A 14691-nucleotide genomic window follows, 5' to 3' on the forward strand; every position below is an offset into this window, starting at 1 on the left:
GAACATGAAAGGGAACATAGAGGGGGGCTGATGCTCGAGAAAGGGTTTTCTGTACCGGCACTGCTGGATCCATCCCTGCCAGAGCGTGTCTCCTGGTGGCCGCTGGCGTTTGGCTGGCGATGGCTGGGAGCCTTGCTGCTGCTGGCCCTGTGCGTGATGGCCCTGTCCCGCCTTGCCCGCTGGCGGCGCAACCGCTGGCGCCGCGAGGCCGGCGCCATGATGGCGACCCTGAGGGACGTCGACGGCTGGCTGGCGATGATCAAGCGCATCCGTCTGGTCCATCACCCTCGCGCCGAGGTCGCCCGGGCCATCTCCCCGGCCGAGATCCTGGCCGGGGTCCCCGTCGACGAGGCCTCCCGGCACCTGTTGTGCGAGCGCTACTGCCGGCCTGACAGTGAACTGACGCCTGCCCAGAACGCCCGTTTGGCCAGGCAAATCGCCGCCTGGCTGGAGAGCCTGCCTCATGTCTGACTGGTTATCCCGCTTCGATTTCGCCTGGCCCTGGGCATGGCTGCTCCTCTTCCTGCCGCTCCTCGGCCGCTTCCTGCTGCCCCAGGTCAGGCCGCAGGCAGACTATGTGCGGGTTCCGTTCCTGCCCCATCTGATCGAAACCCTGAACCTCAAGGAGAGCCCACCGCAAGCCAGCCGCTGGCAGCAGCTGTGGTTCTGGACGGTCTGGCTGCTCCTGGTGTGCGCGCTGGCGAGGCCCGAATCCCTGACACCGCCCCAGCACATAGTAAAACCGATGAGAGACATGGTGCTCATCCTCGATGTGTCGGGCTCCATGGGAAAGAATGATCTGCCCGGGGGAGAGACCCGTCTCGCCGCGATGCAGGCCTCCGTGGCCAGGTTCGTGGCAGCCCGCAAACAGGATCGCATCGGACTGGTGATCTTCTCCAGCAGTGCCTACCCCTTTGCCCCCCTGAGCGAGGACAAGCAGGCACTGCAGGCCCGCATCACCCAGCTCTCCTCCGGCATGATCGGCGAGCAGACGGCGATCGGCGATGCCATCGGCGTCGCGGTCAAGATGCTGGATACCGCCCTGCACGGGGAGAGCAGCAAGCTGGCCATTCTGCTTACCGATGGCAATGACACGGCCTCCCAGCTGCCCCCCGCGCTGGCGGCCAGGTTGGCGGCGGATCACCGGGTTCAGATCCACACCATCGCTTTCGGCGACGAGAACACCAGCGGTGACGACAAGGTGGATCTGGACCTGCTCAAGGAGATCGCGGACACAACCGGCGGTCGGAGCTGGCAGGCCGCTCGCAGCGGCGCGGCCCTCGATGAGGTCTGGAAGGAAATAGACGCCCTGACCCCGGTAGAGGTCAAGACGCTGGGCTGGTCCTGGCACCAGCCGTTGTATCCCTGGCCGCTCGGCCTGGCCCTGCTGCTGTTGCTGGCGTTCACCCTGCTGGATTACCGCAAGGAGTCAGCGACCCATGAGTGACTTCCACTTCCTCTACCCATGGCACCTGCTGGGGTTGCCGCTGTGCATCGCGCTCTGGTTTGTGGTGCGCCGTCCCCCCAGCGCCTGGTATCAGTTGATGGACAAGCCGGTGGCCGAGGCGCTGCTGGTGGGCAAGTCCCGCCCCCTGATGCAGTTGCTGCCCTGGCTCTTTGCCGCCGGCGTGCTGGCGCTTTCCGGGCCGACCTGGCAGAGGGAGATCCCGGCTGCACTCTCCCCGCAGGGGAGCGTCATGGTGCTGCTGCAGCAGAACCTCGGCATGTATGCGCAAGATCTGGCGCCCAGCCGTCATCAGCGCATGCAGCACAAGCTGATGTCACTGGTGCAGGGCACGCCCGGAACGGGGTTCGGGCTCATCGTCTATGACAGCACGGCGCACCTGACCACGCCCCTGACGCTGGACCCCGACTTCTTCTCCCTCTTCCTGGAGGCCCAGAGCCCGGCCATCATGCCGCAGGGGCAGGGCTCGGCCCTGGTCAAGGCCCTGGCGCTGGCACGGGAGAATCTGCCGACGGCCCCCGATGCGGCGCGCAGCATCCTGGTGGTGGCCGACACCCTGGCCCCCGACGAGGCGGCTGCCTTGAGGGAATCCCCGCTGCCGGTACAGGTATGGGTGGTGGGCACGGAGCGGGGGGGCACGCTGCCGGCCGAGTATGCCGAGCGCGGGATAGACACCCGGCTGAACGTCGATGAGTTTGGGTCGCTGAAGCGGGACGGCATACCGGTCACCCTGGCCACCATAGATGACGGGGATCTGGCGGCCGTCTCGGCCAACATCGAGCGGGCGGTGCAGGCCCAGAACAATGCCCGTGAAGACTTGCGGTGGAAAGACAGCGGCTACCTGCTGGTGATCCCCATGCTGGGGTTGCTGCTGTTCTGGCGCAGGCAACTCTTGTGCGTGGTCCTGCTGGCGGGCTCGCTCGGGCTCTATGGGGGCCACGTCGAGGCGGCCTGGCTGGACTGGTGGGCGACGCCGGATCAGCAGGGGCAGCGCGCCTTTGACCGGCAGGATTACGAGCAGGCCGCCGAGCACTTCCAGGATCCGCTGAGACGGGGCATTGCCCACTACCATGCCGAACAGTACGTGGCGGCAGCCACGGCGTTTCGCCAGGCCCCGGCCACACCGGAGACCCTGGTGTGGCTGGCCAACAGCTATGCCCGGCAAAAATCCTGGCAACAGGCCATCGACGCCTATGATCAGGCGCTGAGCCTGCGCCCCGGCTGGGACATGGCGCTGGACAACCGCGCCAGGATTGCCGGGATCATCATGGCGCTGCGCAAGCAAGAGCGGGATCGCGAAGCCTCCCAGGGGGAAGAGGCGGACTTCGATCCCGATGAGATCAAGCATGACCTGAAGAAGGGGCAGGGGGTGGATCAGCAGGATCTCGGGGCGGTGGGCGGCGCCACTCCCCAGGCGAACCAATGGTACGACAATCTGCAGCTCTCCCCCTCCGGGCTGCTGCGCAACCTCTATCAGGCCGACACCCCGGAGGCACAGTGAAACCGCTCTGTTTATTGCTGCTGCTCGTCAGCCTGTCAGGATATGGCGCCATGGACATCAGCCGGGAGCTGGTGGCGCCAGAGCAACTGGTGCCGGGTCAGCCGGTGCGCGTCGCCGTCACCTTCTGGACTGACTCCTGGTTCAACCCGCCCCCCGAATGGCCAGCCCAGGTGGTGAGAAACGGCGCCCTGCTGACCACGCCCCTGCCGAACCAGCTGCTGACGCGCCAGCAGGATGGCAAGAGCTGGAGCGGCGTGCGGATGGAGAGGCTGGTCTCCGCCTGGGATCCCGGCACGCTGAGCCTGCCGGCGCTGGAGGTGACCCTCTCATCGGCGGGACAAGCACCCCGCACCGTCTCCCTGCCCGCCGTCGAGCGACCCGTGGCCTGGCCCCAAGACGTCAAACAACCGGACCGCTTCCTGCCGGCCAGCGCCCTGACCCTGAGCCAGAAGCTGGTGCTCTACCGCAGCGGGGAGGGGGACGCGCTGCATGTGGGGGATGCCATTGAGCGGCAGGTGACGGTCAAGGCCGAAGGGGTCGTGCCGTCCCAGATCCCGCAGCTGCTGTACGCCATTCCTGGCCAGGACAGCCAGCGACTGCCCCCCGTCAACAGCCTGCTGGATTCGGGGCGCGGCGACTTTGGCGGTGGCCAGCGGGAGGAGCGCCTGCGCTATCTGCCCACCCGGCAGGGCAAGCTGGTGTTGCCGCCCTTGACCCTGAGGTGGTGGGATACCTCGGCGCAGCGCTGGCAGTCGGCCGAGCTGCCGGGAGCCGACTACGAGATACAGGGGCCGCGTGCGGCCGGTCGAGAGGCCGAACTGCGGGCCGGCACCGCCTCTCACCTCTGGCGCTACCTGTCTATGCTGGGAGGCCTGGCCATCCTGGCGGTGGCGGGCTTCTTCGCCCGTCATTCGCTGCTGCGTGGCTGGCAGTTTGCCCGCCTCGCGGTTGCCCGATTCTGGCGTCCCGTCCCGTTGCCGGACCTGACGCCCTCACACAAGGAGAATTAGATGAAACTCAACCCTCTGCTTGTCGCCCTGCTCGTGAGCACCTGTGCGGGCGCCAGCGAACAAGGCGCGGCCAACCCCCTTGCCGCCTGGCAAGACACGGCGCCCAAGAAGGCGATCGAGGCCTGGGTCAAGGGCGCCACGACGGAAGGCTCCAAGACCTTTATCCCGGTCAGCAAACGCTATGTGGTCTTCGACAACGACGGGACCCTGTGGCCGGAGGCCCCATTGACGTTCCAGCTGCAATTCGCCCTCGACGAGATCAAGCGACTCGCCCCCGCACACCCGGAGTGGAAAGACGATCCCATCGTCAAGCTGGTCCTGGCCGACGATCTGGCCGGGCTGGTCAAGGCGGGCAAACCGGGGCTGACCAAGCTGGTGGCGTTGACGCACAGCGGCATGAGCACGGACGACTATGCGCAGCGGGTGCGCCACTGGCTGGACACGAGCAAGCACCCCCGCTTTGGCTGTGGCTATGACAAGCTGGGCTACCTGCCCATGAGGCAGTTGCTGGAGTATCTGCGGGCGAACGGCTTCAAGACCTGGATAGTGTCCGGTGGCGGCATCGACTTCATGCGGGTGTTCGCGCAAGAGATGTACGGCATCCCGCCGGAGCAGGTCATCGGCTCCTTCGCGCTTTCAGACTATGCCTTGACGGCGGATGGCTCAGCCATCACCAAGACGATGAAGGGGGCCTACTTCGACGACGAGGCTGCCAAGCCCGCCGCCATCCACCTCTTCATGGGGCAGCGGCCGGTGGGGGCCTTTGGCAACAGCGACGGCGATGTGCCCATGCTGCAATACACCTCCACCCAGCCCGGCTTCAAGACCTTCGGCCTCATCGTGCATCACACGGACGCGAAACGGGAGTATGCCTATGACGGCCATCCCCCGAGCAGCGGCACCCTGGTCAAGGGGCTGACGGAGGCGACCAAATATGGCTGGACCCTGGTGGACATGAAGCAGGACTGGAAGAGCGTGTTCGATCCCGCCCTGTGTCAGACCCCCTGATGACCGCGCCCTGAGAGCATCAGGGCGCCTGCCATTCAGCCCTTGCGGCTCGCGAGCTGGCGCAGCCGCTGGGTGCTCTGGTGCAGACTCTGCTGCTGTGCCTCGCTCAGGGGGCACTGCCTGAGGACGTACTCCGCGCTGGCCACCACCGTCTTCCAGCGCGGGGCCTTGGGCAGGGTATCCAGGCTCAGGTACTTGTCGAGGGTGCGGGTCTGGGGGCTGGACCTGTCCATGTAGACGCGCCACAGCTTGCTCTTTTCCGCCAGCACTATCTTGCCCTTGCCGGTGCTCTGCTGCCAGGTGTCCAGGGTGAGCCGCATGGTATCCACCAGGGCCCGGCGCAGGGGCTCGTCATCCTGCTGGCGGATGAGGTTGTCCGCGAGCGATCTGAACTCTCCCCCCAACCGGCTCAGCTCCCCGAGCAGTTGACCATCCTCGATGATGGCCTGGCGTGACAGGCTCTTGAGGGCGTTTTCCAACGCCATCACCCGGTTGTCATCCTGGCGTTGCTCGGTGCTGAGGGTCAGCGCAAAGGCGTGCTGCCCGGCCAGGTTGATGGGCAGGGCGCGGGCATTGAGGCCATCTTTCTGACCCGCCACCAGGAAGTCCAGATCCTGCTCCGGGCGCGCCGTCATGTCGGGCCACTGCTGGGCCAGCGGGCTGGCCAGCCACTCGTCCAGTGGCTGCCCCTCCATGGCTTCCGGTTCCTGACCCAGCAGGCGCGCCAGTGCCCGGGAAGCGAACAGCACCACGCCCTGGCCGTCGATGAAGACCATGGGGTCGGCCCCTTCCCCGAGCAGGGCCAGCAGCCGCTCCTGGTCCTGATGCAACTGCTCCTGCAACATCAGACGGTGCTCTATCTCCTGCTTGAGCAATCGGTTCTCCACCAGGGAGGCGCGACCGGCGCTCGCCTCCAGCAGAGCCCTGACCCGGGCAAACAGCTCCTCCTTGCAGAAGGGTTTCACCAGGTAGTCGTTGGCCCCGGCGTTGAAACCCTCCTCGATATCCTTGGGCTGGTTGAGGGCGGTGAGCAGCAGCACCGGCAGCGTCTCCTTGGGGTGCTGCTGGCGCAGCCGGCGGCAGACGTCAAAGCCGGAGAGGGTCGGCATCATCACGTCCAGCAGGATGAGATCGACCGGCTCCTGGGCCAGCTTGGCGAGGGCGTCGTGGCCGTCGCTGCTCGGCAGGATGCGGTAGCCGCAGGGTTGCAGCAGGTGGCGCAGTATGTGCAGGTTGATGGGCTCGTCGTCCACCACCAGGATGAGGGGGGCGCCGGGTGGCGGGGGCGGCAGATCCTCGCTCTCCCAGTCCGGCAGGGTGAGGGGCTGCTGGCGCACCAGCTGGAGCTCCATCTGGCGGCTGTCCAGGGTCAGGGTGCCCGCCTTGCCGCTGGCGAGCGGCAGGGTGAAGGCGAAGGTGGAGCCGACGCTCGGTTCGCTCTCCACGAACAGCTCGCCCCCCATGAGATGCACCAGCTGGCGGGTGATGGAGAGGCCGAGGCCGGCCCCCTGTTTGCTGACCTCCGGGCTCATCTGCACCAGGGGCTCGAAGATGTGCTCCAGGTGATCCCGGGCGATGCCGATGCCGGTGTCGGTCACCTTGATGCGCAGGAAGTTGCCCTCCACCAGGGCGCTCAGCACTACCTTGCCCTGGGGGGTGTACTTGATGGCGTTGCCCACCAGGTTGTAGAGCACCTGTTCGAGCCGTTGCTCGTCCGCCAGCACCGGCGGCAGTTCGGCCGGGCTGATGTCCACCAGGGTGAGGGGCTTGGCCTGCACCAGGTGCTGGCAGAGATCCAGCACCAGCCGGATGACTCCCTTGGAGGAGACGGGTTGGGGGTGGATCTCCAGCTGGCCGTAGCGCATCTGGTGGTAGTCCAGCAGATCGTCCACGAGACGCGCCAGGCCGTCCGCGCTCTTGATGATGAGGCCGAGCTGCTTTTGCTGCCCCTCGGTGAGATCCTGCTGGCTGGCGAGCATGGACTCCGCCATGCCCTTGATGCCGTGGATGGGGGTGCGCAGTTCGTGGGAGGTGTTGGCCAGCAGTTCGTCCTTGAGCTTGTCCGCCTGCTGCAGGCTGAGGTTCTGCTTGTGGGTCAGCTTGACCTGCTGCTGCAGCTCCTGGGTCTGGCGCTCGATGAGCTCGATCTTCTCCTTCACCGAGCGCTGCATGTGGCGAAACGCCTGGGCCAGCCGATCGATGTCGTCGTCGGTGCGATCGATGGCGATGGGGTGATCCAGGGCGCCGTCGGCCACCTGCTCCGCGGCGGCGGTGAGGGATCGCAGCGGCGCCGTGATGGAGTGGGAGAGCCAGCGGGAGAAGAGGGTCAGCAGCAGCAGGGAGGCCGCACCCAGCAGGACCACCAGGGCTTCGAGCTGGCGAATGGGGGCATAGGCTTCCCGGGTGGAGATCTCGGCGATGAAGGCCCACTCGGTATCGAACACCTTCACCTGGGTGTAGGCGGCCAGTACCTCGTCCTCGTGGTAGGAGAGAAACTGCCCGACCCCCTGCTCGCCGGAGAGGGCCTTGATGATGAGCGGCGTCTGCAGCGGCCGGAAGTCCGGGGTGAAGCTGTTCTCCACGCTGAAGCCGGGGGCGAGGGAGGCGTTGGCGCGCATCCGCTTGTCCGGGCCGATGAGGATGGTCTCGCCGGTCTCCCCGAGCCCCTCCCGCTCCGCCATGATCTGGTTCAGCTTGTCCGGCAGCAGCTCGAAGATGACCACGCCGCGCACGTAGTCGTATTGCATCACGGGGGCGGCCAGATAGGCGACCACCTGGCCGGTTAGCTCGTTGCGGCCAAAATCGGTGAACTCGAAGATCTGCTGCGGCTTCTGGCCACCGTCGAGGCGGCGCTTGATCTTGGCGAAGGTGTTGCCAAGTCCGCTGGACTGGTAGGGGCCGGAGAGCAGGTTGGTGGCGAAGTTGGCGTGCTTGGTGACCGAATAGACCACGTCGCCGTTGAGGTCGACCAGGAAGATGTCGCTGTAGTTGGACTTGCGCACCATGTCGGCGTAGCCGCGGTGAAAACGCTGGTGGACACGGCCATACATCTCGTCCGCGAGGATGAGGGCACTGATGGAGGGCTCGATGTTGACCTGGCTGTCCGGTTGCTGCAGCTTGTCCCAGGAGCCGGGCACATAGCGGGCCTGGGCGCGGGCGCGGGCCTCCTGCGGCGTGGTGCCGAGCTTCTCGAAGGCGCCGGTGAAGCCGTAGAAGCGACCGATACTGTTGCCGGCAAAATCCTGCTGGGAGAAGTTGATGATCTGCTCTTTGAGGTTGCCAAAGTAATCTTCCAGCTGGCTCTTCTTGATATTGCGCACGGAGACCAGGTGGTTGGATGTCTGGGTGGTGAGATCCTTGCCGTGGCTATAGAGGAAAAACAGGGTGACGACCAGGAAGGGCACCAGGCCCAACATGAAGAAAGCCAGCATCAGCTGCGGTCGGAGCCCACGAGGCCTGAAGATCCATTTCATCGCGTGATTTTCAATTGAGAATCCGGTTACTAAGCGCGATGAGTTTCTGACTAAAGGCTAACTATTTCAATGGCTTTATCTGAAATTCGCTCGTCGGGTCACAGGGAATGGGGGGATTTTCGACCAAGACGTCTAAAGCCTGAGCAAACAGTTTTGAAAAGCGAACAAAGTCATAAAAAAGGGTTGTGCCCGGGCTCGGGGTACGTATAATGCGCCTCGTTGTCAGGCAACTGGCACGAAAGCAGTAATGCGGGAATAGCTCAGTTGGTAGAGCACGACCTTGCCAAGGTCGGGGTCGCGAGTTCGAGTCTCGTTTCCCGCTCCAATACTCCATGGCACCAATCATGGACATCACTCTCAAGGCCCAGGCCTTGTCAGCATGGCGCGTTAGCAAAGCGGTTATGCAGCGGATTGCAAATCCGTTTAGTCCGGTTCGACTCCGGAACGTGCCTCCATCTTCTCCCTGTTTTGTCACTCGTCATCGACGATCACTCAATCGGTTTTTCCCTGTATCGCCACTGTCATTGCGACCCGGTGAGCTGTTCGCATCCCTGTCGTTGCCACTCCTTGCGCAGATAGTGCTCCATGTCGGTCAGCGCCTCCCCCCGGAACTGAAACGCCAGCTCACCGCCGTGTTCGGCCAGGGCGGTCATCCGCTGGGTCAGCAGCGCGCACTGCCACAGGCTGGGGGAGGGCGTGCCATGATAGGCGATGTCGATGGCGTCCTCGCGATTGAGCTGCCACTCCTGCCATTGTGACCAGGCGAGCAGCCCCAGTACGCTCAGGATCGCCACATCCGCGAGTTTCATCCTGTTCCCCCTGTCTGTGTTTCCTCCGTTAACTCTGGTCCAGCCGCCGCGTTTTGCCACGCTTGTTGTTTTTTGGTTAAAAAATGTAACCCATTTTCATTTTATGGCTTTAAGACCGCTTTTTTCCAAAAAAATGGCCTCATGGGTGTAGTAATCCTACAATTTGTGGCGTAATCTTTGTTCAGTGGTCTTACCAGTGAGGCGTCATATCATGTTTCATCCCTTCTCCCTGACTCAGATAATCCTTCGCCGCATCTTCGTGCTGATGGCGGGTCTGCTTGCCTTCCCGGTGATGCTGTTTCGCAGCGATCGCGCCCGTTTCTACAGCTACCTGCACCGCATCTGGAACAAGACCAGCACCAAGCCGGTGTGGCTCAAGATGAGCGAGCGAGGGGAGCGGATCTTCTACTGAGGACGCGCCAGCCAATAAAAAAGACAGCCACGGGCTGTCTTTTTTATTGGGCGCTTGCCGGGCTGATAGCCAGCGCCAATGCGCCCTGGCTATCAGCCGGTGGCCAGTCAGGGCCGATGAGCCAGGGTGGCTAGTGCCGCCCGCAGGCGGGCGAGGCCGATGGGCTTGAACAGGCAGTCGTTCATGCCGGCGGCCAGGCAGAGCTCCCGCTCACGGGGCTGGGCGTGGGCGGTGAACCCCCAGACGGGCAGCTCATGGCCACGGGCACGCAGGTTGCGGGTCAGCTCGAAGCCATCCATGACCGGCATCTGGCAGTCGGTGATGACGAGATCGAAGGGATGACTGGTGAGGGCGCGCAGGGCCTCCAGCCCGTTGGCGCGCACGCTGACGTCGTGCCCCAGGTGCTTGAGCTGCTGGCGCAGCAGGGTCTGGTTGGCGTGGTTGTCATCCACCACCAGGATGCGCAGCCGGGTCGGTGGCGTCAGGGAAGTCGGAATCGCCGTCCTGGCAGGCAGCGGGGCGTGCTCCGCCAGCGTCAGGGGCAGGCTGATCGCGAGCCGGGTGCCTTCGCCGACCCGGCTGTGGACGCTTATTTCTCCCCCCATCAGCTGGCACAGGATGCGGGCGATGTTGAGGCCCAAGCCGCTACCCGGGATGTGGCCCTGGGTGTGCGCGCGGTAGAAGGGGGTGAACAGCCGGGGCAGCTTGTCTGGCGCAATGCCGGCCCCGGTGTCGGCGATGACGAGGTGCAGCACGGGCTCGGCCGGTGCACCGGCCAGGGTGGCCGCGATGCTCACCTGGCCCTGCTCGGTGAACTTGATGGCGTTGCCGATCAGGTTGAAGAGGATCTGGCGCAGGCGAAGGGGGTCGATCATCACCCTCGGCAGGGGCGGTTCGGGCAGCCTGACGTCATAGGCCAGTCCCTTCTGCCCGGCCATGCCCGCGAACACCCGGGTCACCGACTGCAGCAGCGGCGTGAGCTCGCACGGCACCGGCGTCAGGGTCATCTGGCCCGCCTCTATGCTGGCGATGTCGAGGCTGTCTCCGAGCAGATCCAGCAGGCCGTTGGCGGAGTCTGCGGCGATGCGCAGCCACTCGCCGCTGCGGCTGCTGAGGGCGGGATCCTCGGTGGCGAGCTCCAGCATGCCGAGAATGGCGTTCATGGGGGTGCGGATCTCGTGGCTCAGGGTGGCGAGGAAGTCGCTCTTGGCGCGGCTGGCGCTGTCGGCCTGGAGCTTGGCCTGGCGCAGCGCCTCCTCCAGTCGCTTGCGGTCCGTGATGTCTATCCAGCCATCGATCACCCCGCTGATGACCCCGTCGCCATCGAAGTAGGGCACCATCCAGTGATAGATGTCGGTCTGCTCCCCCTGCCGGTTGAAGAGGCGATCGGCAAAGACGGGCTGCCCCTCCCGCAGCACCCTGGCAAAGTCTTGTTCGAGCCTGGCGATGCTGCGGGCATCGAGCACCCCCTCCAGCCCCCGGGCGAAGGGCTGGCCCATGACGGCGTCCGGCTCTGCGCCGAGCTGGGTCAGGTACTTGCTGTTGCACAGCAGCACCTTGCCGCTCTTGTCCCGCACGACGATGGGGTGGGGCAGGCTCTCCCCAAGCGCCCGGATAAAGCGGACATGGGCCTCCAGCTGCTGGCGGGAGGCTTGCTCGCTGTGGGCGAGGCGGTTGAGCATGCGGTTGCGGTAGAGCAGCGCCAGCGCCAGGGAGAGCAGCACGGCAAACACCAGGTAGAAAACGTGGGCGTGGCGCTCCATGAAGCCGGGCACCGGCAGTTTGCGGTTGCGCCACTCGTAACGCAGCATGGCCAGCTCGTTGGGGGGAATGGCGAGCAGGGTCTTGTCGAGGATCCCCATCAGCATGCCGTGCTCCGGCAGGCTGGCAAATCCCATCCGGATCGGCTCGTCATCGGCGGGGCCGGCGATGCGCAGCCGGGCCCGGGGATCGTTCTCCAGCGCGTGACGGGCGAAGTAGAGCGGCACGATGGCGGCGTCCAGTCGCCCCCAATCGAGCGCATCCATCGCCTGGGCGGCACTCTCCACCAGGGTGATCTTGCTGCCAGCGAGCCTCTCTGCGAGCGGGGTGTGGCGCGTCATCGCCACCGTCCTGCCCGCCAGGCTCTGGAGGGAGTCGATGGCGTGCTCGTCCTGGCGAGTGAGGATCACATAGATGTTGTCGGTGGCGTAGGGAATGGAGGTGAGCAGCCCGTAGCGCTCGGCCACCTGCTGGGAGATGGCGCCAATGAGATCGATGGTGCCTGACTGCAGGGCTTCTGCCAGTTGGCGCTCGGAGTCCGCGCTCACGAATTCGAAGGTGAGGCCGGTGCGTGTGCTCACCTTGGCCAGCATGTCGACCGTCATGCCGACCAGCTGGCCGTCGTGATCCAGGGCACCATAGGGGTAGAGATTGTCCATCAGCCACACCTTGACGGGGGGGGCCTGGCGCATCCAGGCCCGCTCGGCGGCGTCATAGATCTCGCCATTCCTGTCGTTCATGTCGCGAATGGGCCCGTTCCACTGGGTGAAGATGGCATTGCGGATCCCGATGTCGATCCCCTCCAGACTCTTGTCGACCAGGGCTGACAGCACAGGCTCGCCGGCCTGCATCGCGAAGCGAAAATCTGCCGGCGCGAGCTCGGGCGGGGCCTCCCCACGCTGGCGCAGGTAGTCGAAGCGCTCGCTGTTGAGGAAGTGCATGGCATGGGCGTCCCCCAGCAAGATGTCCTGACGGCCGAAGAAGACGGCGTCGAAGGCTTCCATGTTGGAGGGGTAGGTCTCCAGAGTGAGGGTGGGGTAGTAGCGCTTGAAGCGTGCCGTGTCGATCTGCCCCTGGACGGCCGCGACGCGCTGACCCGGCGCGAACAGGGGCCCCTGGCGGGCTTTGGGAGCCGAGAAGACGAGAGGCGAGCTGAAATAGGGGACGCTCAGCCGGATACCGGCAGCATCGGTGTCCGCCAGCGTGAGGTTGCCAACGCTGGCAAGGTGGATCTCCCCGCGGCGCAGGGCATCGAGCAGGCTTTCCTTGTCGGGGAAGGCGCGCAGCGCCAGGGGTTTTTGCAGGGTTCTGGCCAGCACGTCGAGATAGTCGGCGGTGAGCCCCTCCACACGCTGCCGGGCGAGGATCATGCTGAACGGGCGATAGTCGTGGCGCAGGATGCCGACCCGCAGTTGGGGTGTCTGTCGCAGCCACGCCTGCTCGGCCTGGGTCCAGCGGGGCGGGAGGATCTCGGGGGCGTGACGGCTGTGAAGGGTCAGGGCTAGGGCCGGTTGCAGGCACAGCAGGCAGAGCAGGATCAGTGATCGAAAGAGGTTCATCATGCCATCCGACGTGACAGCCATCCTTGCCAGGTCTTGTTCAAAGGCGGCCATTCTACCGGAAAACGACTATAACGAGTCCCTCATTTGGCGTGTATTCCCATAAAAAGAGGCCCGGAGGGCGGATTGACCGCCGTCCGGGCGCCGTGGCCATGCCACCCGCTCAACCGAACCGGTAGGCCCCCATGTAGAGGCTGCCGTAGTCCCAGCTGTCGTGCAGTTTTTCCGGCCTGTCCTGCCCCGCCGCTCCCAGTGCCACGAACAGCGGCCGCAGGTGATCGTCGTGGGGGTGGGATTCCACTGCCCCGGGGGCCCGGGCGCGGTAATCTTCCAGCGCTGCCTTGTCCCCCTCGCTCATGGCCTGTTCCATCCAGTGGGCGAACTGGCTCGCCCACTGGGGAACCGGGGCGCCGTCCGGTCCGAGCGCGCGCAGGTTGTGGGTCATGGCGCCGGAGGCGAGGATGCCGATCCCCTGTTCGCGCAGGCCCCGCAGGGCTTCCCCCAGCCGCCACAGCTGATCCGGGCTGAAGCTGGCCGGCAGGGAGAGCTGCACCAGGGGGATCTCGCTGTGAGGATCCATCAGGGAGAGGGGGGACCAGACGCCGTGGTCCAGCTCACGGCGCACCGGGGTGGCGGGCATGCCGGTCAGCAGCAGCTGATCGCTCACCGCTTCCTGCAGCCACTGGGGGCTGCAGGCAGGCCAGCGGATATGGTAGAGCGGCTCGGGGAAGCCATAGAAGTCGTACATCAGGGCCGGGCTGGGTTCGACGTTGATCTGCAGCTCGCTGCGACTGAACCAGTGGGCGGAGAACACCACCAGCCCCTTGATGCCCTCGAGGCGCAGGCGCTTGAGAAACTGGGTGGCTGGCTGGTCGCGCAAGACCAGATCCGGGGCGCCGTGAGAGATGAACCAGACGGGGGCGATAGCCATGACGAGACTCCCTATGCAGTGTGCAGGTACGCGCGGCGTACCAAAGACCGGGGTCAGGGCGACGTGCCGCTGACGATGAGGTCATTATCTGCTCACGCCATGAGGTTAACAATCCATGCTGATGTGTAATCACTGTTCACTATAGGTAGATAGTGATGGGGGGAGGAGGGCGGTAACGAGAGGGCCGGCGCAGTGGCCGGCCCTGGGGGAAAGGAGAGGGCGGGGTCTTACTGAATGCCCAGCAGCTCCACATCGAAGATAAGGACGGAGCCCGGCGGGATCTTGCCGGCGGCGCGATCGCCATAGGCCAGGTTGGCGGGGATGTAGAAGCGGGTCTTCTCTCCTTCCACCATCAGTTGTACCCCTTCGGTCCAGCCCGGGATCACCTGGTTGAGGCCAAACTCGATGGGCTCGCCACGGGCGACGGAGCTGTCGAACACGGTGCCGTCCAGCAGCTTGCCTTCATAGTGCACCTTCACCTTGCTGGTGGCGGTGGGGTGAACCGTGCCGTTGCCTTTGGTGAGCACCTCGTACTGCAGGCCGGAGGCGGTGGTGGTCACCAGCGGATTGTCTTTATTGCCGGCGAGGAACTGGGCGCCGATGCGCACGTTTTCCGCGGCCAGCTTCTTGTTATTGCTGCTGGTGAAGAAGTAGTAGGCGACACCGGCGACCAGCAGCGCGATCAGAATGAATTTCATCGAATTTCCCTTGTGAGAGCGAGAACGGCATCTTATCCCAGCCGGGGCGTCAGGGCGAGCCGGG

At 65.0% G+C, this 14691-nt stretch carries 11 protein-coding genes and 2 tRNA genes; 8 read left to right on the top strand and 5 right to left on the bottom strand.

Features of this window, described 5'->3' with window-relative positions:
• Positions 1 to 30: 30 nt before the first annotated feature.
• From J9885_RS17460 to J9885_RS17480, 5 genes are read left to right on the top strand one after another with little or no spacing between them, the layout of a single operon-like run.
• Positions 31 to 471, top strand: a complete 441-nt coding sequence (locus J9885_RS17460) for a DUF4381 family protein (protein ID WP_043758959.1) — start codon at positions 31 to 33, stop codon at positions 469 to 471.
• Complete coding sequence (locus J9885_RS17465; RefSeq protein WP_043758960.1) at positions 464 to 1447, top strand: VWA domain-containing protein; 984 nt, start codon at positions 464 to 466, stop codon at positions 1445 to 1447. The genes J9885_RS17460 and J9885_RS17465 overlap by 8 nt, the downstream gene beginning before the upstream one ends.
• Positions 1440 to 2966 (top strand): VWA domain-containing protein, encoded by a 1527-nt coding sequence (locus J9885_RS17470; protein WP_210550201.1) that lies wholly within the window; start codon positions 1440 to 1442, stop codon positions 2964 to 2966. Before J9885_RS17465 ends, J9885_RS17470 begins: the two co-directional genes overlap by 8 nt.
• Positions 2963 to 3976, top strand: a complete 1014-nt coding sequence (locus J9885_RS17475; RefSeq protein WP_210550202.1) for a BatD family protein — start codon at positions 2963 to 2965, stop codon at positions 3974 to 3976. Before J9885_RS17470 ends, J9885_RS17475 begins: the two co-directional genes overlap by 4 nt.
• Positions 3977 to 4984 (top strand): HAD family hydrolase, encoded by a 1008-nt coding sequence (locus J9885_RS17480; RefSeq protein ID WP_210550203.1) that lies wholly within the window; start codon positions 3977 to 3979, stop codon positions 4982 to 4984.
• 35 nt (positions 4985 to 5019) lie between these two features.
• On the opposite strand, the gene J9885_RS17485 is transcribed toward J9885_RS17480, so the two are convergent.
• Positions 5020 to 8457: a response regulator gene (locus tag J9885_RS17485; RefSeq protein WP_210550204.1), complete on the bottom strand. Its 3438-nt coding sequence runs from the start codon at positions 8455 to 8457 to the stop codon at positions 5020 to 5022.
• A gap of 249 nt (positions 8458 to 8706) precedes the next feature.
• Here J9885_RS17485 and J9885_RS17490 point away from each other — a divergent pair.
• Positions 8707 to 8782: transfer RNA gene (locus J9885_RS17490), tRNA-Gly, on the top strand.
• Between the two features lie 56 nt (positions 8783 to 8838).
• A tRNA-Cys gene (locus tag J9885_RS17495) sits at positions 8839 to 8912 on the top strand.
• A 66-nt stretch (positions 8913 to 8978) separates the two neighbouring features.
• Here J9885_RS17495 and J9885_RS17500 read toward each other — a convergent pair.
• Complete coding sequence (locus tag J9885_RS17500; RefSeq protein WP_210550205.1) at positions 8979 to 9266, bottom strand: hypothetical protein; 288 nt, start codon at positions 9264 to 9266, stop codon at positions 8979 to 8981.
• 211 nt (positions 9267 to 9477) lie between these two features.
• Between J9885_RS17500 and J9885_RS17505 the strand changes: the two genes are divergently transcribed.
• Positions 9478 to 9678, top strand: coding sequence for a YbfA family protein (locus J9885_RS17505; protein WP_043758971.1), 201 nt, complete (start codon positions 9478 to 9480; stop codon positions 9676 to 9678).
• A 107-nt stretch (positions 9679 to 9785) separates the two neighbouring features.
• Here J9885_RS17505 and J9885_RS17510 read toward each other — a convergent pair whose 3' ends face one another.
• From J9885_RS17510 to J9885_RS17520, 3 genes are all read right to left on the bottom strand, one after another.
• A complete protein-coding gene (locus tag J9885_RS17510; protein ID WP_210550206.1) occupies positions 9786 to 12998 on the bottom strand; it encodes a transporter substrate-binding domain-containing protein in 3213 nt (1070 codons plus the stop codon).
• A 163-nt stretch (positions 12999 to 13161) separates the two neighbouring features.
• Entirely contained in the window at positions 13162 to 13929 is a 768-nt protein-coding gene (locus J9885_RS17515) for a class III extradiol ring-cleavage dioxygenase (RefSeq protein ID WP_210550207.1), read from the bottom strand.
• 227 nt (positions 13930 to 14156) lie between these two features.
• Entirely contained in the window at positions 14157 to 14627 is a 471-nt protein-coding gene (locus tag J9885_RS17520; RefSeq protein ID WP_043758975.1) for an FKBP-type peptidyl-prolyl cis-trans isomerase, read from the bottom strand.
• Positions 14628 to 14691 lie beyond the last annotated feature (64 nt).

This window comes from Aeromonas sp. SrichE-2G, from assembly GCF_017939565.1.
Classification (GTDB): domain Bacteria; phylum Pseudomonadota; class Gammaproteobacteria; order Enterobacterales; family Aeromonadaceae; genus Aeromonas; species Aeromonas taiwanensis.

Bases quoted from the DNA above. Each gene is read 5' to 3' on its own strand.
- J9885_RS17515 (WP_210550207.1), bottom strand. From the start codon at position 13,929: ATGGCTATCGCCCCCGTCTGGTTCATCTCTCACGGCGCCCCGGATCTG.
- J9885_RS17485 (WP_210550204.1), bottom strand. From the start codon at position 8,457: ATGAAATGGATCTTCAGGCCTCGTGGGCTCCGACCGCAGCTGATGCTG.
- J9885_RS17520 (WP_043758975.1), bottom strand. From the start codon at position 14,627: ATGAAATTCATTCTGATCGCGCTGCTGGTCGCCGGTGTCGCCTACTAC.
- J9885_RS17465 (WP_043758960.1), top strand. From the start codon at position 464: ATGTCTGACTGGTTATCCCGCTTCGATTTCGCCTGGCCCTGGGCATGG.
- J9885_RS17460 (WP_043758959.1), top strand. From the start codon at position 31: ATGCTCGAGAAAGGGTTTTCTGTACCGGCACTGCTGGATCCATCCCTG.
- J9885_RS17480 (WP_210550203.1), top strand. From the start codon at position 3,977: ATGAAACTCAACCCTCTGCTTGTCGCCCTGCTCGTGAGCACCTGTGCG.
- J9885_RS17510 (WP_210550206.1), bottom strand. From the start codon at position 12,998: ATGAACCTCTTTCGATCACTGATCCTGCTCTGCCTGCTGTGCCTGCAA.
- J9885_RS17505 (WP_043758971.1), top strand. From the start codon at position 9,478: ATGTTTCATCCCTTCTCCCTGACTCAGATAATCCTTCGCCGCATCTTC.
- J9885_RS17500 (WP_210550205.1), bottom strand. From the start codon at position 9,266: ATGAAACTCGCGGATGTGGCGATCCTGAGCGTACTGGGGCTGCTCGCC.
- J9885_RS17470 (WP_210550201.1), top strand. From the start codon at position 1,440: ATGAGTGACTTCCACTTCCTCTACCCATGGCACCTGCTGGGGTTGCCG.